The organism is Paraburkholderia sp. SECH2 (genome assembly GCF_030464795.1).
GTDB classification, from domain to species: Bacteria; Pseudomonadota; Gammaproteobacteria; order Burkholderiales; family Burkholderiaceae; genus Paraburkholderia; species Paraburkholderia aspalathi.
In genome coordinates, this window is sequence record NZ_JALPRH010000004.1 from 310,029 (window position 1) to 334,291 (window position 24,263).

General features: G+C 59.1%; 19 protein-coding genes. 12 read left to right on the forward strand and 7 right to left on the reverse strand.

The features are described 5' to 3' along the window. Positions 1-22: 22 nt before the first annotated feature. A complete protein-coding gene (locus M0D66_RS10630) occupies positions 23-1,459 on the forward strand; it encodes an MFS transporter (RefSeq protein ID WP_266210722.1) in 1,437 nt (478 codons plus the stop codon). A gap of 68 nt (positions 1,460-1,527) precedes the next feature. Then, entirely contained in the window at positions 1,528-3,321 is a 1,794-nt protein-coding gene (locus tag M0D66_RS10635; RefSeq protein ID WP_244179277.1) for a CocE/NonD family hydrolase, read from the forward strand. An 87-nt stretch (positions 3,322-3,408) separates the two neighbouring features. On the opposite strand, the gene hisD is transcribed toward M0D66_RS10635, so the two are convergent. Continuing rightward, positions 3,409-4,716, reverse strand: a complete 1,308-nt coding sequence (hisD, locus tag M0D66_RS10640) for a histidinol dehydrogenase (RefSeq protein WP_093633667.1) — start codon at positions 4,714-4,716, stop codon at positions 3,409-3,411. A 154-nt stretch (positions 4,717-4,870) separates the two neighbouring features. Beyond that, entirely contained in the window at positions 4,871-5,977 is a 1,107-nt protein-coding gene (locus tag M0D66_RS10645; RefSeq protein WP_200620006.1) for a LacI family DNA-binding transcriptional regulator, read from the reverse strand. Between the two features lie 774 nt (positions 5,978-6,751). Here M0D66_RS10645 and M0D66_RS10650 point away from each other — a divergent pair. After that, a complete protein-coding gene (locus tag M0D66_RS10650; RefSeq protein ID WP_200620005.1) occupies positions 6,752-7,453 on the forward strand; it encodes a TetR/AcrR family transcriptional regulator in 702 nt (233 codons plus the stop codon). A gap of 197 nt (positions 7,454-7,650) precedes the next feature. Here the strand turns inward: M0D66_RS10650 and M0D66_RS10655 are convergent, their stop codons facing one another. Next, the gene (locus M0D66_RS10655) at positions 7,651-8,094 is read right to left on the reverse strand and encodes a hypothetical protein (protein WP_266210723.1); all 444 of its coding nucleotides are present in this window, start codon (positions 8,092-8,094) and stop codon (positions 7,651-7,653) included. 61 nt (positions 8,095-8,155) lie between these two features. Beyond that, positions 8,156-9,175: an aldo/keto reductase gene (locus M0D66_RS10660; RefSeq protein WP_266210724.1), complete on the reverse strand. Its 1,020-nt coding sequence runs from the start codon at positions 9,173-9,175 to the stop codon at positions 8,156-8,158. A 109-nt stretch (positions 9,176-9,284) separates the two neighbouring features. Here M0D66_RS10660 and M0D66_RS10665 point away from each other — a divergent pair, with 109 nt between their 5' ends. The 7 genes from M0D66_RS10665 (at position 9,285) to M0D66_RS10695 (ending at position 17,586) form a co-directional block, all read left to right on the forward strand. After that, the gene (locus M0D66_RS10665; protein WP_256454959.1) at positions 9,285-10,199 is read left to right on the forward strand and encodes a LysR family transcriptional regulator; all 915 of its coding nucleotides are present in this window, start codon (positions 9,285-9,287) and stop codon (positions 10,197-10,199) included. A 363-nt stretch (positions 10,200-10,562) separates the two neighbouring features. Then, positions 10,563-11,756 carry a pyridoxal phosphate-dependent aminotransferase gene (locus M0D66_RS10670; protein WP_266210725.1) on the forward strand — a complete coding sequence of 398 codons (1,194 nt, stop codon included), beginning with the start codon at positions 10,563-10,565 and terminating at the stop codon, positions 11,754-11,756. A gap of 106 nt (positions 11,757-11,862) precedes the next feature. After that, positions 11,863-13,050: an acetylornithine deacetylase gene (gene argE, locus M0D66_RS10675; protein WP_266210726.1), complete on the forward strand. Its 1,188-nt coding sequence runs from the start codon at positions 11,863-11,865 to the stop codon at positions 13,048-13,050. Between the two features lie 42 nt (positions 13,051-13,092). After that, positions 13,093-14,412: an MFS transporter gene (locus tag M0D66_RS10680; protein WP_256454962.1), complete on the forward strand. Its 1,320-nt coding sequence runs from the start codon at positions 13,093-13,095 to the stop codon at positions 14,410-14,412. A gap of 94 nt (positions 14,413-14,506) precedes the next feature. Further along, positions 14,507-15,619 carry a porin gene (locus M0D66_RS10685; RefSeq protein WP_256454963.1) on the forward strand — a complete coding sequence of 371 codons (1,113 nt, stop codon included), beginning with the start codon at positions 14,507-14,509 and terminating at the stop codon, positions 15,617-15,619. A gap of 32 nt (positions 15,620-15,651) precedes the next feature. Next, positions 15,652-16,788 (forward strand): aminotransferase class V-fold PLP-dependent enzyme, encoded by a 1,137-nt coding sequence (locus M0D66_RS10690; protein WP_256454964.1) that lies wholly within the window; start codon positions 15,652-15,654, stop codon positions 16,786-16,788. A 171-nt stretch (positions 16,789-16,959) separates the two neighbouring features. Further along, entirely contained in the window at positions 16,960-17,586 is a 627-nt protein-coding gene (locus M0D66_RS10695) for a GntR family transcriptional regulator (RefSeq protein ID WP_301772816.1), read from the forward strand. A gap of 117 nt (positions 17,587-17,703) precedes the next feature. Here M0D66_RS10695 and M0D66_RS10700 read toward each other — a convergent pair whose 3' ends face one another. The 3 genes from M0D66_RS10700 to M0D66_RS10710 form a co-directional block, all read right to left on the reverse strand. Further along, on the reverse strand, positions 17,704-19,119 hold the full coding sequence (locus M0D66_RS10700; protein WP_256454966.1) for an ISNCY family transposase: 1,416 nt from the start codon (positions 19,117-19,119) through the stop codon (positions 17,704-17,706). 376 nt (positions 19,120-19,495) lie between these two features. Next, positions 19,496-20,371 (reverse strand): VOC family protein, encoded by an 876-nt coding sequence (locus M0D66_RS10705; RefSeq protein WP_200651726.1) that lies wholly within the window; start codon positions 20,369-20,371, stop codon positions 19,496-19,498. A gap of 230 nt (positions 20,372-20,601) precedes the next feature. After that, positions 20,602-21,552 carry a LysR family transcriptional regulator gene (locus tag M0D66_RS10710; protein WP_200620000.1) on the reverse strand — a complete coding sequence of 317 codons (951 nt, stop codon included), beginning with the start codon at positions 21,550-21,552 and terminating at the stop codon, positions 20,602-20,604. A gap of 113 nt (positions 21,553-21,665) precedes the next feature. On the opposite strand from M0D66_RS10710, the gene M0D66_RS10715 reads away from it, so the two are divergent. Further along, on the forward strand, positions 21,666-22,856 hold the full coding sequence (locus M0D66_RS10715; RefSeq protein WP_266210728.1) for a M20 aminoacylase family protein: 1,191 nt from the start codon (positions 21,666-21,668) through the stop codon (positions 22,854-22,856). A 61-nt stretch (positions 22,857-22,917) separates the two neighbouring features. Then, entirely contained in the window at positions 22,918-24,192 is a 1,275-nt protein-coding gene (locus M0D66_RS10720; protein ID WP_093642582.1) for an MFS transporter, read from the forward strand. Positions 24,193-24,263 lie beyond the last annotated feature (71 nt).

The window sequence follows — 24,263 nt, forward strand, 5'->3', positions numbered from 1 at the left end:
AAATTACAGATGGAGACAGCTCATGCAACCCTTCACGCAGCGGCAGGACTTGCTGAATCTATACGCGAGTTCGCGACCCACAAAGCGCTACTTCGGCGCATTCTCCGTGTTTTGCCTCGGCTTTACACTCGACTTCTTTGACTTTTACCTCGTCGGCTTCCTGCTCGCTGTTCTCGGTCCAGGATGGCACCTGACGTATGGAGAATCGTCGCTGATTCTCCTTAGCGCTGGGGCCGGTGCGATCGTGGGTTCGCTATTCAGTGGCTCTCTGGCGGATGCGTTTGGCCGAAAGCGCGTGTTGTTGATCAGTACAACGATCTGCGGATTCGGTGCAGGCGCGGTTGCATTCCTACCGGAAGGGGCGTGGTTGGGGTTCGCCGCGTTGCGCTTTCTCGTCGGCTGCGGGCTTGCAGGCGCAGCGACGACACAGACAGTTCTTCTCGTCGAGCACACACCTGCGAGCTATCGCACGCGGTTGACAGGTTTTCCGTTCATCGCCGCTTCTGTCGGATCGCTGATTGCGTCGATTTCCGCCGCGACCCTTCTGCACGCATTCGGTTGGCGAGGCGTCGCAGCCCTGGGTTTTGCACCGCTGCTCGTGACGTTGTTCGCTACGCTGTTCGTCCCCGAATCAGGACAGTGGCTGATCAGCAAAGGGCGGTTTAGCGAGGCACGCAACGTATTCGCGCTTCTGCTCGGCGTGGATGCTGATGACCTACCCACGATGACTACAGCGACGAGCGTTACAAATGCGCCTGCGCCCAATGGGCGGATCAGCGAGCTACTGTTGTTTCCCGGTCGCACACTACTGGTGATCGTGACATGGGCCGCACTGAGTACGGCTGGCTACGGAGTCTATCTCTGGGGGCCAACGATCGTCGCGTTGCTGCTAAAGATATCGCCTGCAGAAGCCGCCAGATACTTCATCTTCGTAGCGCTCGCGGGAATTGCTGGCCGGCTGCTTCTTTCCTTGCTACCCAGGTGGATGACGCGTAGGAGGGTTTGCGCTCTTTTCGGCTTTGGCATCGCGCTCTCGCTTGGTGTCGCCGGGCTGGGCGCCCAGCATACCGTCGCGGGATTTCCGTTCTTTGTGGCCATGGTTGCGGTTGGTGCTCTATTTTTCGACGGTGGCTGGTGCGTGATCGGCCCTTATTCGGCGGAAATATTCCCCACACGGCTTGCAGCTCGCGCCATCGGCGTAGGCCAGGCCGCCAACGGTATTGGCAAGATTCTCGGCCCGTTGTGCCTCGCCGTTATTGCGGGAACGGGCAACGTCATCACACCGCGCGCAACAACAGATGCGGTTCTTCCCGCGTTTCTGTTTCTCGCCGGTTGTGGTCTTCTGATCGGCATTCTGTTTGCCGTGCTGGCTCCCGCTGACGCCTCTGAACGAGGCGAAACCGGCATTGAAACGCTATCAGATACACCGGGACAAGCGGTCAACGGTATCGCCCATTGAACGCGGTCGAGATAGAGGGGCTGTCGCGCCCTGGACCCCAGGATTCACCTGAAAGAGGAAGAAACGAAATGACTTCAACGAGACTTGAGCCCGATCATGCGCCGGCTGGCGAATCACGGGCGCTGAGGACCGAGACCCGGCTGGGTATGATTATCGAATGGGATGTGCCGATCAGAATGAACGATGGCACTGTCCTGAGGGCGGACATATTCCGGCCGGCCAAAGAGGGCCGTTTTCCGGTCCTGATGTCGCATGGACCCTATGGAAAGCTGTTGCATTTCGAAGACGGCTACAAGACGGCGTGGGATCGGATGGTGGACGAACATCCCGACGTGGCAGCTGGCTCCTCCAACGCGTATCAGAGCTGGGAGGTGGCGGACCCGGAGAAATGGGTGCCGCACGATTACATCTGCGTCCGCGTCGACAGCCGCGGTGCGGGTCGCTCGCCGGGCTACCTTGAGACATGGTCGGCTCAGGAGATCAAGGACTTCGCGCGTTGCATTGACTGGGCGGGTGTCCAACCCTGGTGTAATGGAAAGGTCGGATTAAGCGGTATCTCGTACTATGCAAACAATCAGTGGCAGGTTGCTGCGGAAAAGCCGAAGCACCTCGCTGCGATCTGTGTTTGGGAAGGCTTCCAGGATTACTACCGGGAGATGTTTTTCCACGGTGGGATCTACTGCACGTTCGCTCAGAACTGGTACGACATGCAGGTGAAGACCGTGCAACACGGTCTCGGCAAGCGCGGGCATCGTAGCCGCTTGAATGGCGAATGGGTGTCGGGCCCCGCGACGCTGACCGAGGAAGAACTCGGTAGCAACAGGATCGACATGTGGGACGAGATTATCAAGCATCCATTGATCGACGAATTTCACACGTGCCGCACGCCCGACTGGAACGATATCGAAGTGCCCGTGCTGTCGGCTGCTAACTGGGGCGGGCAGGGACTCCATCCACGCGGCAATTTCGAGGGTTACATGCTCGCGGCCTCGAAGCAGAAGTGGCTCGAGGTTCACGGTATCGAGCACTGGACGCACTACTACACCGACTACGGCATCGCCATCCAGAAGCGGTTTTTCGATTACTTCCTGAAGGGCGAGAGCAACGGCTGGGATCAGGAACCGAAGGTACGCTTACAGGTTCGCCATCCGGGGGAGACATTCGTCGAGCGCTTTGAGGAGAACTGGCCGATCCCGCACACGCAGTGGACTCGTTACCACCTTCACGCTGAGGGTCACGTGCTGGATACCTTGCAGCAGCAACAGGTTGCGAGACTGCCATTCGACGCGCTGGGTGACGGCCTCACATTTGTTACGCCACCGGTTGAGGAGGAGGTGGAGGTGACCGGGCCTATCGCAGCGCGACTTCATGTGTCGTCTACGACAAAGGACGCGGATCTGTTTCTGGTCTTGCGTGTATTTTCTGCCGACTTCAATGAGGTGGTATTCGTCGGGGCCTTGGACCCTCATACGCCGATCGCACAGGGGTGGCTGCGCGCGTCCCACCGGAAGCTCGACCCGGATAAATCGCTGCCTTTCCGGCCGTATCACACTCACGATGAGATTCAACCACTCACGCCTGGCCAGATCTACGAACTCGATATTGAGCTGTGGCCGACGTCAATCGTTGTGCCGCCGGGAGCGCGTATCGCCCTGAGCGTGCGCGGCAAGGATTACGTCTACCCAGGCGGGAGCGGTGGCAAGTTGTCGAACATGAAGAATGAGTTTACCGGTTGTGGCCCGTTTCTCCACGATGATCCTCGTGACCGGCCTGCCGACGTGTTCGGTGGCACAACGACACTGCACCTGGGTGGTGGACGTGAGAACTACGTGCTCTTGCCGATAGTGCCAAAGGTGAAATAGTCGCTCTGGCTTGTTCGGTACGCGATGTAAGGAGCCACCTGCGAGTGGCTCCTTACGCGTAGCACAACCAGGCGGTCTGAAAGTTTTTCAGACCGCGGCTCCGCCGTACGGCACCTCCTTGTGTCCGTAACGGCGCACCCGCAGATTAGCCTGTTCGCCATGACCGGCGAACCCTTCTAGCGCGCACAGGCGGGAACAGTATTCACCGATCAACGCAGACGCTTCGTCGGTGATTACCTTCTGATACGTGCAGGTCTTCAGGAATTTGCCCACCCAAAGCCCACCGGTATAGCGCGCCGCCTTCTTCGTGGGTAGCGTATGGTTCGTGCCGATGGCCTTGTCGCCGAACGCAACGTTCGTGCGCGGGCCGAGAAAGAGCGCACCGTAGTTGGTCATATTTTTCAGGAAATAGTCAACGTCGCGGGTCAGCACCTGAACATGTTCGGAGGCGATGTCGTTGGCGATCTTGACCATCTCCTCGTCGCTGTCCGCAACAATGACTTCGCCGTATTTATCCCACGATTTGCGGGCAATGTCGGCGGTCGGGAGGATTTTAAGCAGCCGCTCGATTTCCGTCAGCGTCTCACGCGCGAGCTTTTCGGAGGTTGTCAGTAATACGGCGGGTGAGTCCGGACCGTGTTCTGCCTGTCCGAGCAGATCGGTCGCGCACATCTCAGCGTCGACCGATTCGTCCGCGATCACGAGTGTCTCTGTCGGACCTGCGAAGAGGTCGATGCCAACGCGACCGAAAAGCTGCCGCTTGGCTTCTGCGACGAAGGCGTTACCCGGGCCGACCAGAATGTCTACCGGTGCAATCTTCTCTGTGCCGATTGCCATGGCGCCGATCGCCTGGATGCCCCCGAGGCAATAGATCTCGTTCGCACCGGCCATATGCTGTGCAGCGACGATGGCGGGGGCTGGCTTGCCGTGGAAGGGCGGTGCGCAGGTAATGATGCGTGGCACACCGGCGACACGAGCGGTGATGACCGACATGTGCGCGGAAGCCAGTAGCGGGTATTTACCGCCCGGCACATAACATCCTGCGGCGTTGATTGGAATGTTCTTGTGCCCGAGGATTACGCCGGGAAGCGTTTCTACTTCGATGTCGAGGATTGATTCCCGTTGGTGTCGTGCGAAATTTTCCACCTGCCTCTGCGCGAATTCGATGTCCGCGATGTCGCGGTTGGTCAACTGGGAAAGGCAATCGTCGATTTCACGCTGCGACAGCCGGTAGTCCTCGCGATCCAGCTTGTCGAACCGGATCGACAGTTCGCGCACCGCCTCATCCCCACGCGTCTCGATGTCCGCGAGTGTTGCTTCCACGGTATCGCGCACTTCTTTCGCCGCGGACTTGATCACTTCGGCTTCTGCGCCGCGCTTGAGCCATTGGGCCATTTGGAGCTCTCCTTCATGTTTAGGTCAGAAATTTGCATTCGAATGCAATAGCGTTTGCATGCGAATGCAAACGCACTCCAAGAATAGCGCTCTCTTAGTGGAAGTTCAAGTTATCGATCGATAATTTGTGATTTGATGCGAGCCTGGATGGCGCTCACCGTGATGCATCGGAGCGCTTCCGCGAGCGCCAGATCCAATGGTCTGCGGACCGCACGACGCCGGTCTGTGGTATGCGCGCGGATCCACGCACGATCAATTCTCCGTCGACGATGTGCTGCACGGCGGGCGCCGCCGCGGTGGAAAGCTGACGCTCCACAACCTGGATGACTCGCCGGACCATTAGCTCGACGGGTTGCGAGTAGGTGGTCAGCCCGAAGATGGGCCATCGCGCCATCTCAATGTCGTCAAACCCGACGATGGAGAGGTCGGTACCGACCTGGAGTCCGAATTCCGCCCGGGCAAGATTGATAGCCACAAGTGCCATGTAATCGTTCGCGCAGAAAATGGCGTCTGGAGGTGTCGCGGACGACAGTAGCGTGCGTACGGCCGACTCTGTGTCAGCAGTGGAATAGTTTCCGACCACGCGTTCAACATGGCGGACCTTGCGTTCGGCGAGACCTTCCAGGAATCCCGCCTCCCGGTCCCGGCTGGTTGATGAATGTTCAAGTCCGGCGACGTACGCGAAACGCCGATGTTTGCCGGCGAGCAGGAAGGCGGCAAGCTCCTTTGCTCCTCGCCGGTTATCGCCAGTAACACTGGAAACAGAATCGCTGTCGGTCTTGCGGTTTAGCATGACCACCGGAAGACCCAGTTGCAGGCACTCGTCCGCGAAATGGGATGAAAGGCTTGTCGATATGAGAACGAGCGCATCTACCCGGTAGCGCAGCACCTCGTCAAGGATCGGGTCGGAGCCGGCCATTGGATCGGAGGTGAATAGCAATACCCGGTAGCCGATTCTGGCAAAAGAGGTGGAAAGCGCGTCAAGGGCTGCCTGGTAGAAAGGGTTGGCGGTACCAGGTACCGCGACGCCAATGAGACTCGAGCGTCTGGTAATTAGCGAGCGGGCAACCAGGTTGGGGCGATAGCCAAGTTGCTGTGCCGCATCCAGGACTTTCGCGCGCATGGTCGCCGACACGCTGGCACCAGGAGTAAAGACACGAGATACCGCGGACTGGGATACGCCCGCGAGTTCAGCGACCTCATAGGCAGTAGCTGGGCGCCGTTCGGACTCCACTTCCATATTGACCGGATCGGACTTCATCTGTGCTTTCCGTTGAATCGTTGCTGTGTATCGCCGGCATGCCGTGGCTCGGGATGCAGTAAACCCAGATCATATCCTGATGGGGAAACCCCTAAGCGGGGAGTCTTGACTTCATGCATCCATGACGTATAAATTATCAATCAATAATTATCATAGAAAATGAAACGTGATGATTCTCCAGAGCATCGCGTATGTCAGGAAAAGTCACCCTCCGAGGAGCAAACAGGGCGGGAGGCGGAGATGATCTTTAACTGGGTCGCAATGTGTGGCGCGTGGCGAAGGATTTCTGCAGGATCGCGTCGCTGGCTTGATGAGGCGATCCGGCTGCGCGGCCAGGCGGAGGCAGTCTATTTTTTCGACGACGGAGATTGGAAACGGTCATCGGCGAGTGACGACGGGTTCATCGCGGATACTGCGTAGTGGATGGAAAGCCGGATTGGTCGTCTGGCTGAGCCGCGTCGACTGCCTGGTACAACAGGGGATCGCCCAATACCGGTCCTACTGTACGCATTGTCGATATAATACTTTCCGACGCGGCGTCGACGCTCCACCACATGGGAGCTACTTGGGTTTCAGTGCAGTGGCTTGTTCGCCATGAACTGGCAGCACAATCCGGGCTACGGCCAGTGGCTTTGAAAAACGCATCCGGGCCTATCGCAGCGCGTCGGCAGCCAGTTACTTTGTTGACAACGTAGCAGATGGCCATCGCCGAAGATTCAGGTCACGAGACAGCCCAAAACATGGCAACCGACTTTCGAGAGGACGCAAAGTAACGTGAACGGCAGAGCGAAATCGACTCGCACCAGCGCTGTTGCCGCTGCGGTGCCAGAAAAGCGGCGCCGGCAATCGCCCGACGAGAGGAGGGCGCAGATAATCCGGGAGAGCATCAATTTCTTTTCCGAGCATGGCTTTGCTGGTTCGACCCATGACCTGGCGAAACAGATTGGAGTCACGCAGCCGCTCATGTTTCGTTACTTCGAATCGAAAGACGATCTGATTGACGCCGTGTTCAACGCCGTGTTCACCCAACGCTGGGACAGCCAATGGCCCAAGTTGATCCGTGACCGGTCACTTCCGCTTCGGGAACGGCTTGTCCGATTTTATAACTCGTACCTGAAGGTGGTCTTCAATCGAGATTGGATGAGACTTTATGTCTTCGCTGGTCTTTCGGGTGTGGAAATCAATCGCAGGTACTTTCGTATCCTTGAGCAGCGCATTCTGATGCCGCTGTGCGAGGAATTACGCGCCGAGTACAGGATGGCGTCTGCGGTCGACATTCCCATTACAGAAGACGAACTTGACTATGTATGGTCCTTTCACGGTGGGATTTTCTATCATGGAATTCGGCGTTGTGCCTTTGGCACGTCAACGGACCACGAGCTAAGCCAAACGGTTCTCGATGTAACAATTGACGCCTTCATCAACGCGGCTCCGCATGCGATCGGTCGGTTCACGGCCAAGACTCACCGCTCCTGATATTTTTCCCGCTTCGAGATAGTTGCTACACCGTAGCGTCCTTGCGCATCCCACGTTGTGTAACAAGGACAGTTCCATTTCTTGATGCCAGCGATGTCTGCTATTCGCACGACAACTCTCCTTGTCGTCCAGAACACGCAAATGGCGGTTTTGTCGCAGACGCTGTCCGCCAGTCGGCGCATGCGCGCAGCGCCCCGTCACCTGGCCTTGTCGTGTTCGGCCAGGCCGACGGCCTTGTAGTCGTAGGTGGGATAGAAATCGGTGTGATATACGCCCCAGGCGCTATCTTCAAGGACGCGATTGACCTCGCGGATCCGAGAGGCCGGCAGACGAAGCGTGACGATCTGTCCGATTCCCATTACGACGGTCCAACTGACCACCTCGACGCCAGGCGGGGGGAATGCCTTGTAGAAACCCTGTTTCGCGAGCTGTGCATTCAGCTCACTCAGTGGACGGGATTGGTCATGTCGCAAGAAGACCGTGAGCAGCACCGCGTTATCGGGTGTCGCCGTGGCTGAGCCGACTTGTGGTGCGGCAACCGTCTGGGCGGTCGAAACATCGCTCCAGCACAAAGGACTGGCTAGCGCGGCGAGCATGCCGAGCAGCCGCGCTGAGCAGCGCAACTTGTTTGTCATCTGCATGAGATTCTCCTCGAGCGTGACCGGGCGCAGATCCCGGTCACGAATCCGGCTTCCCGTGGGATCAGATACGGTCCTTGTCATGAAAGCGCTGCATCCAGTGCGGATACGGTACGTCCGGTTGGGAGACGTGATCGAGCCGGTCACGGTACTCTGGCGGGAGCACGAGTTCTGCTGCTTGCAGATTGGCGCCAAGCTGCTCTTCGGAACTCGCCCCGATCATCACGGTTGCCACTTCGTCGCGCCCGAGTAACCACGCGAGCGCGACCTGTGCTGGCGTGGTGTTCAATGCATTTGCGACGGCGCGTAGTTCTTCAACGATGGGATCAACCTTTTTCGGGTCGATTGGTGGAAAGTTGAGATTGGTGCGTCGCCCCTTTTCAGATTGGCCGTTCTGAGCGGTGTATTTGCCGCTCAGATAACCGCCTGAAAGTGGACTCCAAACCATCAATGCCGCATCGTGCCGCCGTGCGACGGGCGCAATTTCGTGCTCGATGTCGCGTGCGGCCAGCGAGTAGTGCACCTGGTTACTGGTTATCTGCGCCCAATGCGCCTGCGACGTGATTGAGTGCGCCTGTTCGAGTTCAGAAGCGCTGAAGTTGCATACGCCGATGTGCCGGACCTTGCCCTGTGCAACCAGATCGTCGAGCGCACGCAATGTTTCATCGAGCGGTGTGAGTGCATCACGATCGTGCAGTTGCAACAGATCGATGTGGTCGCGGCCGATGCGCTTCAGGCTCGTTTCGACGGTGCGGATGATATGTGAGCGGCCAAGGCCCACCTGATTGGGGCCGGGGCCTGTGCGCAGACGCACCTTGGTCGCGATGAGCATGCGCGTTTCGTCGAGGCCAAGATCGGCCAGTACCTGGCCGACCACTACCTCGGACTGACCCTGCGAATAGGCATCGGCAGTATCAATCAGATTCACCCCCTGATCCACGGCAAGACCCACAAGACGTGCTGCCTGCTCACGATTCAAGCCGGCAATCGATGCCCAGATACCGTCACCTGCGCCGAACGTCATGGCACCAAGTGTGAGACGGGAAATACGCAGCCCGGAGCGGCCGAATGTGCAGTAGTTCATGACAGCAAATTCCGTTTATGTTGAGAACAGGTCACACAATACGGATTCAACGGTAAGTCGCCCAGAGCGTAAGATACGAAGACTCTTTTCGGTCTGAGCGAGTAATGCGATGCGTGTTGATCAGTTGGCGGCCATGCGCCTTTTTGTTCGCATTGTGGAAACGGGCTCTTTCGGTAAGGCAGCCCGATCAATGGACATGTCGTCTTCGAATGCAACGGAACGGATGGCTCGCCTTGAGGAAATCCTTGGCTTGCGACTATTGGCCCGCACGACGCGTGCAGTTGCCCCTACCGAGGCCGGTACGCGCTATTACGAGGTCTGTCGCCGGGTGCTCGGCGAACTGGACGAAGTCGAGGCTTCACTGACTTGCTCTCAAGAAGCGCTTGCGGGGCGGGTCCGGGTCAGCGCGAACATCTCGATTGCCCGGTCGATTCTCATACCACGCCTTCCTCAGTGGTTTGAACAGCATCCGCAGATCCACATCGAACTGGTGATGAATGACCGGCGCAGCGATTTTGTACGCGACGGGATCGATTTCGCGGTACGCATTGGCGGACTTGAGGATCAGGATCTGGTGCTGCGGCCATTGGGGCGTCCACGACGCGTCACGGTCGCGTCTCCCGAGTATCTGCGGAAAATGGGAAGGCCGAAGTGTCCGGAAGACCTCGCGGAACACCATCTGATCGACTTCCTGTTACCGCAACCAGGCGCACGGCTCGAGTGGGAGTTCGACAGGAAAGGGAAACGGGAGGAGCTATTTCCTCGCAGTATCGCGTCGATTGGGGATTCCGATGCCCGGCTGCAACTGGCGATCGCCGGCATGGGTATCGTGCAGAGCCTCTCCTTCATTGCGGCACCCGCACTACGCGAAGGCAAGCTGGAGCGGCTCCTGACGTCGTGGGAGACGCCAGCGCCCGAAGTGTCGATTCTTTATCCGAGAGACCGCCATCTGCCGACACGGACCCAGGTCACGATGGATGCTTTCACAACCTGGATAAGGGAGGGCATTCGTGACGCGGTTTGAGCGGCAGCGCTCGGAGCGTAGCGCATGTTCCGGCTGAGATAGTCAGCAGTTTCAAACATTCGGTTCCCGCGGGAATCGTCCATGGCAGGCTGCGCCAAAGTTGGGAACTCCACGCTCAAGCTGCCGCTCGCCTGATGGGACTATCAGCACGAAGGCGCCCCGAATCCTTTTGTTGCGTCCTGTGCGCACCAGTCAAAACTCATACGAGTCGACGACCACTCAGTGCATCGGTGTCCCGCACACAGTGAAAACCCCATCTGTCATTGCCTTGACACTCGGATTTCGTGCACTTATTCTGAATTCAGAATCTTGAATTTAGTTTTTTACCCAATTCCGCAAGCATTCTTGCCCGAGGGTTTAACCGTGCATCCATCCGCCGCGCAACTCGCGAGACCCGTTATCGGGGAGATCGAGGATTCGCCGATCGTCGATATCTGGCGGCTCGGTGTCGATCGTCCTGATGTAATCGGACTGTGGGCGGGGGAGAGCGATCTGCCGACGCCGACCTTCATTTGTGACGCCGCGAGCCGCGCGCTGGCCCAAGGGAAGACGTTTTACGGACCGAACCGCGGTATCCCACCGCTGCGGCACGCGATTCGCGACTACTACCTGCGGTTGTGCGGTCTGGAAATCGACGACTCCCGGATCGCCGTGACCTCATCCGGCATGAACGGCGTGATGCTTGTCGTACAGGCGCTCGTCGGCGCGGGCGACAACGTCGTCTGCATCACGCCTTCGTGGCCCAACATACTGCGTGCAGTGTCGATCGCAGGCGGCGAGGTACGCGAAGTCCAGCTGGATCGGGGCAGGGAAGGCTGGTCGCTCAACCCTGAGCGACTGATTACTGCCTGTGACAGCCGCACGCGTGCGATCTATCTCGCATCGCCGGGCAATCCGACGGGGTGGGTCATCGGGGTCGAGGAGCAGCGATGGCTTGTCAACTTCGCGCGGCGGTGCGGCATAGCAGTCATCGCGGATGAGGTGTACCAGCGAATCACGTACGACTGTGACTACGCACCATCGTTTGTCGAAGTTGCTGAACCCGACGATCCGGTGTTCCTGATCAACAGCTTTTCGAAGGCTTGGGCGATGACCGGCTGGCGCATGGGCTGGATGATCTTTCCGCGGCGCTTCACTGACGTTTTTGAGAAGTTGATTCAGTTCAGTACGAGCGGTGGGCAGGCGTTCCTCCAGGAAGCCGCAACAGTCGCACTGTCGGACGGCGAGCCATTCGTGCGTGGGTTTGTCGAGCGTTGCCGCAATGGACGCGCACTCGTACTTGATCGCCTTGCTCGCATCCCTGGCGTACACGTGGTGCCAAACACCGCATCGTTCTATTCGCTGTTTGAGATCGATGGCGTGACGGACACACTTGAATTCTGCAAGCGTGCTGTTTTCGAAGCCGGCGTGGGTCTGGCGCCGGGTATCGCATTCGGCTCAGCGACAGCGCAGCAGATCCGGCTTTGTTATGCACGCAGCGAGGTACGACTCAGTGAGGCAATGGATCGGCTCGAGCGGCTGATCGCGGGCATCGACCGTCCAATGAAAAGCGGCTAAAGAGCGCATTCTTGTTCGAATGCTTCGCGTCCTGCGGACCCGCGTGAGCCGGACCCGACTCAGACGGCACACCTATGCCGAAACCCGATTATCAGGAAAATTTCAGATGTCACGCTCAACGCCGGCCTCGCCGGGCTCGCTTGCGTCGAAGGCGACGCTTGATTGTCTCTCGAAGCTGATTTCGTTCGATACCACGAGCTGCAATTCGAATCTCGCGTTGATCGAGTGGGCCGCCCAGGAACTCGAAACCGCCGGTGCACGGTTGCACTACACCTACAACAGCGACCGCACGAAGGCGAATCTGTTTGCCACCTTCGGTGCAGGTGACGGTGGAATCGTACTCTCCGGTCATTCCGATGTAGTGCCTGTCGACGGCCAGGATTGGCGCAGCGATCCGTTCGTCGCGCAGATACGTGATGGCCGCGTCTATGGTCGTGGTGCTTGTGACATGAAAGGTTTCATTGCGGTGGTATTGAGTCAGGCTGAAGCATTCGGCCGCGCCGATCTGCGCGAACCATTGCATGTGGCGCTGTCGTACGACGAAGAGGTCGGCTGTCTCGGCGTGCCGGCGTTGCTCGCAGACATCGCGCAAGCAGGCTTTCGACCATCGGGTTGCATCGTTGGTGAACCTACAGGCATGAGGCTGATAGGTGCACATAAAGGAGGGCGCATCTATCGCTGCCATGTTCGCGGCTGTGCGGCGCATTCTTCGCTGACTCCACGAGGCGTCAACGCGATCGAGTACGCGTCCCGGCTCATCGCACACATTCAGGATCTCGCTGAGCGCGAGGAGATCCGTGGCTGCCACGACGACGGCTTCGACGTTCCATTTTCGACGATCTCGACCAATACGATTGTCGGCGGCACGGCTCGCAACATCATTCCGGCCGACTGCGAATTCGATTTTGACTATCGGTTCCTGCCTGGTACTTCGCCGGATCTCTTCATCGCCTCGCTCGAGGAATATGCGCGCGAAGTCGTATTGCCGAAAATGCGCCGAAAGAATTCGCAGGCGTCAATCGAGTTCGAGTGCCTCGGCGCGATACCCGCACTCGACGCGCAGGAGCGGGACGCGATCTTTCGCCTTGCGGCCGCGCTGCTCGGTCATACGCGCGCTGAAAAAGTCGCCTACGGAACCGAAGCTTCGTTCTTTCAGGCAGCGGGCGTGCCAAGCGTGGTGTGCGGCCCCGGATCTATTGAACAGGCGCACAAGCCGGATGAATACGTGACGCTAGAGCAGTTGGCAGCCTGTGAACGCTTCGTGGCGCGCCTCGTCGAGCGCCTGTCCAGATAATCGTCTACTTGATTGCCCCAGTTCATGAAGAGGAGTTTTGCTATGAAGACGGTTAGTCTCAGTCATTCACCACCACTGGCGTCGGCACAGGAAGATCGCCTGTTTCGTAAGGTCACATGGCGCCTGATGCCGTTGCTGTTTATCAGCTACGTCATAGCCTATATCGATCGCGTCAACATCGGGTTCGCGAAGCTGCAGATGCTCGACGATTTGCACTTCAGCGCGGCAGTCTACGGGCTGGGTTCGGGAATTTTCTTCATCGGCTTCGTCCTGTTCGAAGTTCCTAGCAATCTGATTCTCTATCGCGTCGGCGCGCGACTATGGATCGCCCGGATCATGGTGACCTGGGGTCTGATTTCAATAGCAATGCTATTCATCAAGACGCCGATGATGTTTTATGTGATGCGCTTTCTGCTAGGCGCGGCCGAGGCAGGATTTCTGCCCGGCGTCGTCTATTACCTGACCCAATGGTATCCGCAGCGGCGCCAGGGACGCATCATCTCGTTGTTGGTCACGGCGGCCGCGGTAGGGGGAATCGTGGTCGGTCCGCTGTCCGGCTGGATGATGGGAGTCTTCGACAAAGTGGGCTCACTGCACAACTGGCAGTGGCTGTTTCTGTTGCAAGGCGTGCCGGCGGTGCTAATCGGCACTATGGTGTGGCGCCTGCTGGACAACGCGCCACGCGATGCCAAATGGCTCGATCAGGCCGGGCGCGAGCAACTGCAGCTTCTTGTGGACGCTGACCGCTCTCCGAAGCATCAGCGCGCGCGTATCGCCGACGCACTGCGCGAAAGGGAGGTCTGGTTGATGGGGTTCGTGCTGGTTGCATTGAACCTTGGCATATACGCGGTGGTGTTCTGGACGCCGACCATCATCAAGGCCGCCGGGTTTCATCAGTACGGCACGATCGGCTTGATCTCCGCGATTCCATACCTGACTGCGGCCGTTACGACGCTGGCGCTTGGCCGCAGTTCTGATTTCTTTGACGACCGGCGCTGGCACATTGCCGGCGCATGCGTCGTAGGTGCGGCCGGGCTACTGACGAGTGTTGTGTTTGCCTCGACGCCCGGACTCGCCATTGCAGGCGTCGCTATCTCGACGGGCGCCTTCATAGGCGCCACGCCGCTGGTGTGGGCGCTGGCGTCGAACTTTATAACGGGACGCGCAGCAGCGGCTGGTCTTGCACTGATGAACGCGCTCGCCGCATTGGGTGGATTTTTCGGCCCGTATCTCATGGGGCTCGCGCAGGATCTCACTGGCAATACCGCGACTTCAATGCTTGCCATTGCGGCCTGTGCGGTCGTCGGGAGTCTGCTGGTCCTCGTACTGCCATCGTGGCGTCAGTTGCAGAAGAAGTCGTAAACGAAGGCATTATCCAGCCGCTTGGCGGGCACGGTGAGCGGGAACTTGCGCAACAACTCCACGATACGCGTTGGAAACATTAAAGGGGAAGACCATGACACATACAGGAAGCAGCGAGACGAAATACAATCGGCTCGCGTCGCGGATGGCGATCGGCCTGTCCGCGCTTGCGGGACTGTCTACCGCAGCCTACGGACAAAGCAGCGTCACGCTATATGGCATCGTCGATGCTGGCGTGACATGGAACAGCAATGCCGGTGGTAAGACTGCCACTCTGCTTGACACGGGTGTGATGCAGGGCAACCGGTTAGGCTTTCGGGGATCAGAAGATCTTGGCGGCGGAACGAAAGCGATTTTCGCGATCGAGAGTGGTTTTAATTTGGGCACCGGTGCACTCGGGCAGGGCGGATTAGGCTTCGGCCGCATGACCTGGGTCGGGCTTTCCGATACGCGGTTGGGCACGGTAAAGCTTGGCCGTCAGTACGACTTCATGTACGACTCACTCGGTAGCTACAACACGCCGACCTGGTCAGCTGGCGGGTACAGTAATAACCCGCTCGATAACGATCGCCTGAGCGGCCAGCGCGTAAATAACGCAGTGAAGTATCTGACACCTAGCTACGGCGGCTTCACTATGGGTGCAATGATCGGATTTTCCAACCTTGCTGGCCAGTTCAACGGCACCGGGCGAACTTACAGCTTCAGTGCGAACTATGTCAACGGACCGTTGAATGTCGGTGCGGCTTACACGGACATCAGTGGCCAGACTCTCGATATTTCTCCCCTTGTTGGCTCGTCGAAGCCCGTGCTGCTGGGCGGCGACTTCGCCCGCACTTTTGGCGTGGGTGGTACATACAAGATTCTGCCAGGCGTGACAACGTACGCGCTTTACACGCAGTCGATTTTCCGTGGGGCCGCCGCGACGGCGAACGGGACGTTCCGTAACTATGAGGGCGGCTTTGCCTGGCTCTACAACGTGGTTTGGAATTTCGGATTCGGCTACACATTGACAACGCTGAACGGCAACAAGTATCACCAGGGGAGCCTCACCGCCGATTATCTTCTGTCAGCACGCACAGACGTATACGTGGAATCCATTTTTCAGCATGCCGTGGGAGATACGGCGCACGCCGATATCATCAGCATGACTGGTTCATCTGGTCGCAATCAGTTATTGCTTCGGATCGGCATGCGCCATCGTTTTTAAGCGTTTATCTATTAAACTTAGGATTACTTGTCATGCATGACAAAAAAGATTCCAGATACGACGGATGGCTGATGTACCATTCCGTCGGCATGTTTCCAGACCAGCAGAACGCGGTGCGCGCGGCGCTTGATACGTTCGTGTCCCAGTGGTACCGGCCAGACCAGGTCCGATGGGAATACTGTCTCCAGGCGCGGCAACACGTGCTTGATGATTGGGCGATGCTGATTGGCGCGCCTTCTCGCGCAGTGTTCTGTGCGGACAGTGTGACTGAGGCGTTCGGAAAGCTCGTCGGCGCATTGGGCCGCGCACGCCTCGAGGGGAGGCGCGTGCTAATCGCAGCCGACTGCTTCCCTAGCTTGCATTTCTTGCTTACAGGGTTGGCACCCGTGTTCGGATTTACACTCGACACCGTGCCGCTAGCAGACAACGGAACGTATGTCACCGACGATGCGTTCGTCGAGCGCTGGGATGATGGTGTGGCGTTGGCTGTCATTACGTGGGTCACGTCGACGGCGTCGAAACGCGCGAACTTGAAACGCCTCACGGCGCACGGCCGCGCACAAGGTAGCCTGATCGCGGTGGACATCACGCAGGGTGCGGGTCTTCTCGACTTCGACATTGAAGACACACCTGTCGATTTCGTTGCGAGCACGACCCTCAAGTGGCTATGCGGAGCACCAGGCGCCGGACTCGCATTCCTTAATCCCACTCTGCTCGACAACGGTCTCGCGCCCGCCACGCGGGGCTGGTTCAGCCAACCCGATCCGTTCAACTGGGATCTCGATCGATTTTCGTTCGCGCCGGACGCTCGACGCTTCGACACCGGTACACCGTCATTCCTGCCATTTATCGCCTCTGCACCGGGTCTTTCGTGGCGCCTCTCTGACGCCTCGCAGGGTCTGCGCGCATATAACCTGCAACTGTGTCAGGCAATTGCCGACGTGCTTGAGCACAAAGGTTACAGGCTTGCATCGCCACAGAATGCAGAAGAGCGAGGGGGCAGTGTGATGGCGCAATTGCCGCAGCATGTTGACGCGAAAGCGTTGGAATCGCGGCTTTTTGAAGCCAACGTAAGCGTAGATACGCGGGGCCGCGTGATGCGTTTTTCGCCTGGAGACCTGACGCACGCATCGATTGCCGCTCAGCTCGCCGATCTATTGCCCGAATAGCCCCCTCCGCGATTCGCTGGGCAGTGGAATAGGGGGCATCGTCTTGACTAATAGGGAGCAACGCAATATTCTGAATTCAGAATATGCAAACTCCAAGAGGTTGATGTGCCCCAATCCGAACGTAAGGTAGTCAAGCTTCCGCGCCGCACGGCGCTCAAGCACGGCACACTGATGGAATCGGTCTACCAGGAGGTGCTCGGTCGCTTGCAGCGCGGTGAGGTCGGCGCGGACGACCGCCTGCTTGACTACGAGATCGCAGAGGAGTTCGACTGTACTCGGATGCCCGTGCGCCAGGCGCTCCTGCGCCTGGTCAATGAGGGCTATCTGGTCGGCACCACAAGGGGTTTTGTTGTGCCGACCATTACGGAAACCGATATTCACGAAATCTTCGAAGTGCGGCGCTTACTCGATCCGGCAGCAGCTTCTGGGACAGTAGCAACGTTGACGGATGCGCAATTGGCGGCGATGAAGAACTCTTACCAGATGGCCTGCCGCGCATATGAGATGAATGACGTCGAAATGATGCTTGCCGCGAACGCGGCGTTTCGCGATACATGGCTTGCTGCCGTTAAAAACGAGCGTCTCAAATCGACAATCGAGCGTTTTGCTGATCACGTACAGCATGTGCGGCTGAGCACATTGAATAGACCGGCAACGCAGAAAATTGTCGTCGAAGGTATTGGCCATCTGCTCGAGGCCTTCAGTGCGCGCGATTCAAGGCGTGTCAAAAGTTTGATGATCGATTTCATGAAGGTCGCGGAGCAGGAGTACTTCGCGATGCTTCACAGCGAAAAATAGGCGGTCGCGCTAGAAGAGGACATTACTAAAAAGCTCTGACAACTTATGTCGAGGCCTGTTTCAGATGTCCGGGTTCCGGCCAAGTTCAGATGTCCGCTTCTGAGTGGTTAAATATCTCTATCTGGAAGGGGTTTTAAGCACCGAGCCTGCCCGTTCGCCGGCGGTTCCCAGCACGATCTCGTTCAGGTCGCCCACGGTAAGTTCGCGTTGCTTGCGCGTCCCGGTGGGACGGACCCTGGGGCGAACTTCGTCACCCCGATTGGTGCGCGATGGCGAGCCTGCTGCGCGCCGGTTATCGCGCTCGGCCTGCACCTGCTGGGCAACCCTGAGCGCGTGCCCCAGACGCTTGTTCTCGATGACCGCCCCCTGATCAATCTCCGAGAGCCGGTCATAGCGGGAGCAGGGCAGAGCGCTGCCGTCCGCACGGATCTCGATGCGCCCGTCCGGATATTCATAGACGTCGATGTAGCGATGGATCCGGCCACGGTTCGCGGCCGTGTCTTCGAGCAGATAGATCACCCGGTCATACTGGACGGTCAGCGTGTTCGACACGCAGCGTGTTGCCCGGTGCGTCAGGATCAGGTCGAGATCCTCGTCGTCGCGCAGTGACCGGTGTGCATTAAAAGCGCTCTTCGGTGGCTTGCCAAAGCGCGTGTTGTAGTCGGCCACGAAGTGGGGCGCATAGTCGTTCGCGGCTTCATGTGTATCGATCCCACGCAGCCGCAGTTCCTTCACGAGCCGGTCCTGCAAGGTCAGATTCGCCCGTTCAACCCGCCCCTTGGCCTGGTTGCTGTTCGCACACCATGACTCGATATTGAGCTCGTACAGGGCCCGCCCAAACTGCGTAAATCCCTTGCCAGCCGTCGTTGACGTCTGCGCCGAGCGGAACACGGTGGCCTTGTCGCTGTAGAACGCCACCGGTTTGCCATGCTGCCTGAGATACCCGCGTGTCGCCTCGAAGTAACTGAAGGTCGACTCGGTGGCCGTGAAGTGCAGCGCCATCAGCCGGCTGGTCGCGTCGTCGACGTACACCAGCAGCGTGCACGCCGGCGCCCGTTCCTCGAACCACCGGTGATCGCTGCCGTCGATCTGCACCAGCTCGCCCACGCAGGCCCGACGACTGCGCAACTGATGGATCTTCGGCGGCCGCTGACGCCTCGGAATCCACAGGCCGGCATCGGTCATGAGTCGCCTGACGGTTTCCTTGGCCAGCCGCAGCCCATGGCATACACGCAGCTTCTCGCACGCCAGCGTCGGGCCAAAATCGGCATAGCGCTCGCGAATGATCGCCAGCACGCGAGCCGCGGTGCCGGCATCGAGCCGGTTGTTGCTCGGCTTCGCGCATCGGCCGGACACCAGACCCGCCGGGCCATCTTCACGCAGGCGCGCGACCAGCCGTCGTATCTGTCGCGTCGTCAGGCCGAGCCGCTGTGCAGCGCGCCACGGTTTGAGCAGATCGTCCGCCACGGCCTGAATGACCTTGAACCTGTCCAGCTCACACATCGTCATGGCGATCCTGTCCGTCGCAGCCATCGCAGCCTCCGGCGCCGGAGGATCGACGCCGGGTAAGCTTATGCCGCCTCGAAGCGGACATTTGAACTTGGCTAAAAGCGGACATTACAACTTAGCCTCTACAGCTTAATTGTTGATAATTTATATTATGTAAAATTATCAACGACTGAGAACACTCTCGTCCACGCCTTTCCGTTTGCTCATCACCGATCACCAGATTGTTCGGTCGAACACTGCACCTGATTCGCTGAGCCTATTTGGATCAGAACCAATTAAACCACTTGGGGTCGACGTCACGCTCGTTCATCCACGTTGATCGTCTCGATGCGTCGCTTGTCATTAATGCGTTGGCCGCGCGACGTTTTGCTAGTCGCACCGACGAAGCTGGTCGCGCCGACTAGAACACGCCTCTGCGCGCGTCGCCACCCATGCGGTAGTTCCTGTTACTTTGATCCGGATTTCGATTCACCAGAGGGCGCGCATAGAGCGGATGACGCAGACTACGTACCTCATGCTCGAGCTTGAAGCAATGCGCGCCGCTCACGGGATCGATGACGTCGGCGAAGCGATATTGATGAGGCTCCTCGTCATAAACCAGCCCGCGCGCAGCGAGTCGTGCGTAGGGCTCGGAGAAGTTTGCGACATAGATCTGGATATGATGTCCATCGTATTCCAGGTTGGCAGCGGGCGTTTCTGAATAGATAAGCTGCTGATGCGTCCCGACCGCAATTGCCGTCTGCTGCGAACCGTTGTGGTCGCGGACCTCGACGGACGCATTGAATACCTCGCGGTAAAAAGCGGCAATCGACCCGGCGCAACCGAGCGGCACATCAAGTTGCACATAAGCAATGCCGAGATCGATGCGCGACCACGGAGCGTTCGACTGATCCGGATTCGGATCAAGGCAGTCGTACCGGTTTCCCCACGGACAGGTGATCTCTACGCGGTCGGCCCGCTCGGTCCATCCGAACGCGGTTCGATCGAGTACGGGCCGAACTGCGCGCAGCCGTGCGACCAGCGATTCGCGCTTGCCCACGATCAGTGCCACGTGTCCGCGCAGTCGCTGCGCGTCGCCGTGCGGCAAGTGAATCTGTGAACGACCGATGTTGATCCACATATTGTTCAGGCCGGTCATCAGATAAGGATCTCGCGTGAGTCCAAGTCCGCTGACATAGAACGCAGTCGCGAGACTCTGGTCCGGTATCGTGAGGTTGATATGCTCGAGCAGCACCAGATTGCCTATGTCTTCATGTGCGTAGTCGGAAGGTTGCATCTGATCGCCTTCGAAGGTTTTTACAAGTGAAGCGACGCAAGGATTGGGAAAGCATCTGGATGGCCTGCGCGACCCATTGCTAAGTTTGGCGTTACTCAGTACGAAAATGTAAGACTCCGCACTGAGCAACGCAACCGCACCGATAAACACGAATCCACTGACAAACGAGTCAGATGGATATCTTGAAGCAAAATTCGGGTGGAGAAGCCATGACACGTGTGTGCATAGCATTAATCTTTCCCAGCCGCCGCCCACCCCCTCTGCATCGCCCCCACCAACTGCTTCCACAAAAACTCCGCCGCCGGCGACAAACGCCGGCCAACCCGGCGTATCACCTGGCTGCTGAAGTCGCGTGCAATCGGATGATCGATCTCAAGCGCAACAAGCTTGCCAGCGTCGAGATATTGCCGCGCGGCATCAGTCGACATGAACGCGACGCCAAGACCCGCTGCCGCAATCGCCTGCGCCGCGGCGAACATATCGCACCGGTAAGCCGGCGTGAGGCTGAGCCGCTCCGCGCGAATGATCGAGTCGACATACTGTTGAACGCCGAAACGCGGCGGCATGAAAATCAGGCGGGCATCGGCAAGCTGCTCGAAGCGGATACGCTGCAGTCCCGCCAACGGATGCCGCGGGCTCACGAACGCGCAGAACGGCGCGGCGCGAAACGTGCGCGAGCGTATCGCCGGGTCCCTCGCCCCGCCCGCGCATAGGCCAAGATCGACCTCATCGTTGCGAACCATCGCGATGATTTCGGACGTCGCACCCGTATGCAGATCGACGACGATATCCGGAAACTGCGCGCTAAACCGCTCGAGCACGATCGCCATCAGATTGCCGACAAACCCCTCGCCGCACCCGATGCCGATCCGTCCGCGCCGCAGCCCCCGATAATCCTCCAGTTGCACCAGCATCTCCGCGTCGCGGCGCCGGCTTTCACGAAAGTGATCGACGAGACTCAGGCCGATTTCCGTGAGCGTCACGCGCCGGCCCTGCCGCTCGAGCAGCGCCACACCGTGCGCGCGTTCCAACTGCGTCACCTGCCGGCTGATCACCGACGCATTGATGCCGAGCGCGTCCGCTGCCGCCCGCACGCCACCATGCACGGCGATTTCATGCAGATAGCGCAGGCTGCGCGGATTGAGGGCGCCTGTCTGAGGGATATCGGTGTCGGTTGACATGCTTTCCGGACTGTTGACATTCAAGTCAACATTATCGACCGAAAGACGTCATTGATCGCACGTTTTTGCAGCGAAATACTGACGCTTCGCTTTCTATATGCACGTCAATCCAAATGCCCAATACCCAGCACTTTTGCACGCTCGATGAAACCAGCGATCTGAACGATGAACTGCGCGGCATCCGTCACCGTTTGCACCAGCATCCTGAACTGGCTTACCAGGAGTTCCAGACATCGGATCTTGTTGCCGAAGCGCTCGCAAGTTGGGGTTACGAAGTCGCGCGCGGTCTGGGCGGAACGGGCATGGTCGCATCGCTGAAGTCGGGAACGGGGTCGCGGGCCGTTGCGGTACGCGCCGATATGGACGCCCTGCCCATCACCGAGGCCACGGGCCTACCCTATTCCAGCGTTCACCCGGGCAAGATGCACGCATGCGGTCACGACGGTCACACGACGATGGTTCTTGGTGCAGCGCGGCATCTGGCGCGCACGCGCCGCTTTGACGGAACCGTCCATCTCGTCTTCCAGCCCGCTGAGGAAGTCGGCTCGGATAGCGGCGCACAACGCATGATCGCAGACGGTCTCTTCGAGCGCTTCCCTTGCGAGGCCATCTTCGGCCTGCACAACCATCCCGGCGCGCCGGCGGGCACGTTCATGTTCCGCAGCGGTCCGTTCATGGCTGCATGCGATACCGTCGACATCACGATCCACGGTCGCGGCGGTCACGCTGCCCGCCCCCATCTCGCCACCGATCCGCTCGTAATAGGCGCAGGACTCGTGACGGCGCTGCAAACGGTCGTGTCGCGCAACATCGATCCGATGCAGCCCGCCGTGGTCACGATCGGTGCGTTCAATGCGGGACACGCACCCAATGTGATCCCCGAAACGGCGCGTCTTCAACTGAGCGTGCGCTCGTTCGATCCCGAAGTGCGCACGCTGCTCGAAACACGCATCCGCGCGCTCGCCAATGCGCATGTGCAAGCGCACGGCGCCAGCGTCGAGATCGACTATATGCCGGGCTACCCGGTGCTCGTCAACAGCACGCAGGAGACTGAATTCGCGTTACAGGTCGCACGCGAACTGGTGGGCGACGAACGCGTGGTCGACGGCTTTGGTCCGATCGCGGGCAGCGAGGACTTCGCCTATTACCTGCAAAAGAAGCCGGGCTGCTTCCTGCGCGTGGGCAACGGCAAGGACACGCCCATGCTGCACAACGCGAAGTACGACTTCAACGACGACAACCTGACCGTCGGCGCCGCATTCTGGACGCGGCTGGTCGAGCGGTTTCTTGCGTCGAAAGTCTAAGCGCCCATCAGAAAGCGCAGACGGATCCATCATAAATACACCTACGGTGAGGACCTAAACCATGTCAACCCAGCCTCTTACGTCGTCCGGCACGATTGCGGTTTCGCAGACCCGCATTGTCGTGGCGGCCGTCGTCGGCAATCTGCTCGAGTTCTTCGATTTCACGGTCTACAGCTTTTTCGCGCTGACCATCGCAAAGCTGTTCTTTCCGTCGCAGGATCCCGTCGTGTCGACGTTGCTGGCGTTATCGGCGTTCGCGATCGGCTTCGTGGCGAGGCCCGTCGGCGGCTTCGTGCTCGGCCACTACGCGGACAAGCGCGGGCGCCGGGCCGCGCTCACGCTGACGATCTTCCTGATGGCGGTCGGCTCCGCAGCGATCGGTCTCGCGCCGACCTACGAAACCATCGGCATTGCTGCGCCCGCGTTGATCGTGGTGGCGCGCCTCGTGCAGGGTTTTGCGCAGGGCGGCGAGTTTGGCGCGGCCACCGCGACCCTGCTGGAAACAGGTTCTGCAAAAGGGCGTGGCTTTCGCGCAAGCTGGCAGCTGGCGAGCCAGGGCGCGGCCGCCCTGCTCGGCTCGGGTATGGCTGCGTTGCTCACCTATCATTTAACCGGTCCGCAGCTGCTCGATTGGGGATGGCGCGTTCCGTTTCTGGCCGGCACGCTGATCATGCCCGTGGGCGTGTATCTGCGCCGGCATATCGTGGACGATGAGCCCGTCAAAACGGAGCACTCGCGCTTCGAACCGGCCCTCGTGCGCAAATGGTTTTTGACCGTGTTCGCGATCATGGGCATGACAGTCGCGACCTATGTCCTGATGTACTACATCCCCACCTACTCGATTCAGTATCTGAAGATGCCGCCCAAGCTGTCGATGCTGGTCTCGATCGGCGCCGCCTGCGTTTCGCTGCTCATGTGCCCGATCTGGGGCGCGCTGTCGGACCGCATGGGCCGTAGAAAACCGCTGACCGTGCTGGGCCGCGTGGTGCTGATCGCACTGCTGTATCCCGCGTTCTGGCTGATGAACCAGTTTCCGACGCTGCCGGTCGTCACCGGCCTGATCGTGCTTCTGATGTTCTTCTACACGATGGGATCGGCGCCTGCGTATGCGCTCATGCCGGAGAATTTCCCGAAACATGTGCGCGCAGGCTATCTGGCAAGCGCGTATGCCGTGGCGGTGTCGGTGTTCGGCGGCACGGCGCAGCTCGTCGTCGCGTGGCTTATCAAGGTGACGGGCAATACGATGGCGCCGGCCTGGTACATGATTGCGTGCGTCATCATTTCGCTCTGCGCCGTGACGATGCTCGAAGAAACCGGCGGACGCGATCTGGCCTGATTGTGTCGGGGAGTGCGGGCCTGGAAATCAGGGCCGGCTGGAACAACGAGGGGCGGACCTCCTGCCGCGCA

Bases quoted from the DNA above. Each gene is read 5' to 3' on its own strand.
- M0D66_RS10630 (WP_266210722.1), top strand. From the start codon at position 23: ATGCAACCCTTCACGCAGCGGCAGGACTTGCTGAATCTATACGCGAGT.
- M0D66_RS10635 (WP_244179277.1), top strand. From the start codon at position 1,528: ATGACTTCAACGAGACTTGAGCCCGATCATGCGCCGGCTGGCGAATCA.
- hisD (WP_093633667.1), bottom strand. From the start codon at position 4,716: ATGGCCCAATGGCTCAAGCGCGGCGCAGAAGCCGAAGTGATCAAGTCC.
- M0D66_RS10645 (WP_200620006.1), bottom strand. From the start codon at position 5,977: ATGAAGTCCGATCCGGTCAATATGGAAGTGGAGTCCGAACGGCGCCCA.
- M0D66_RS10655 (WP_266210723.1), bottom strand. From the start codon at position 8,094: ATGCAGATGACAAACAAGTTGCGCTGCTCAGCGCGGCTGCTCGGCATG.
- M0D66_RS10660 (WP_266210724.1), bottom strand. From the start codon at position 9,175: ATGAACTACTGCACATTCGGCCGCTCCGGGCTGCGTATTTCCCGTCTC.
- M0D66_RS10665 (WP_256454959.1), top strand. From the start codon at position 9,285: ATGCGTGTTGATCAGTTGGCGGCCATGCGCCTTTTTGTTCGCATTGTG.
- argE (WP_266210726.1), top strand. From the start codon at position 11,863: ATGTCACGCTCAACGCCGGCCTCGCCGGGCTCGCTTGCGTCGAAGGCG.
- M0D66_RS10680 (WP_256454962.1), top strand. From the start codon at position 13,093: ATGAAGACGGTTAGTCTCAGTCATTCACCACCACTGGCGTCGGCACAG.
- M0D66_RS10685 (WP_256454963.1), top strand. From the start codon at position 14,507: ATGACACATACAGGAAGCAGCGAGACGAAATACAATCGGCTCGCGTCG.
- M0D66_RS10690 (WP_256454964.1), top strand. From the start codon at position 15,652: ATGCATGACAAAAAAGATTCCAGATACGACGGATGGCTGATGTACCAT.
- M0D66_RS10695 (WP_301772816.1), top strand. From the start codon at position 16,960: ATGGAATCGGTCTACCAGGAGGTGCTCGGTCGCTTGCAGCGCGGTGAG.
- M0D66_RS10700 (WP_256454966.1), bottom strand. From the start codon at position 19,119: ATGGCTGCGACGGACAGGATCGCCATGACGATGTGTGAGCTGGACAGG.
- M0D66_RS10705 (WP_200651726.1), bottom strand. From the start codon at position 20,371: ATGCAACCTTCCGACTACGCACATGAAGACATAGGCAATCTGGTGCTG.
- M0D66_RS10710 (WP_200620000.1), bottom strand. From the start codon at position 21,552: ATGTCAACCGACACCGATATCCCTCAGACAGGCGCCCTCAATCCGCGC.
- M0D66_RS10715 (WP_266210728.1), top strand. From the start codon at position 21,666: ATGCCCAATACCCAGCACTTTTGCACGCTCGATGAAACCAGCGATCTG.
- M0D66_RS10720 (WP_093642582.1), top strand. From the start codon at position 22,918: ATGTCAACCCAGCCTCTTACGTCGTCCGGCACGATTGCGGTTTCGCAG.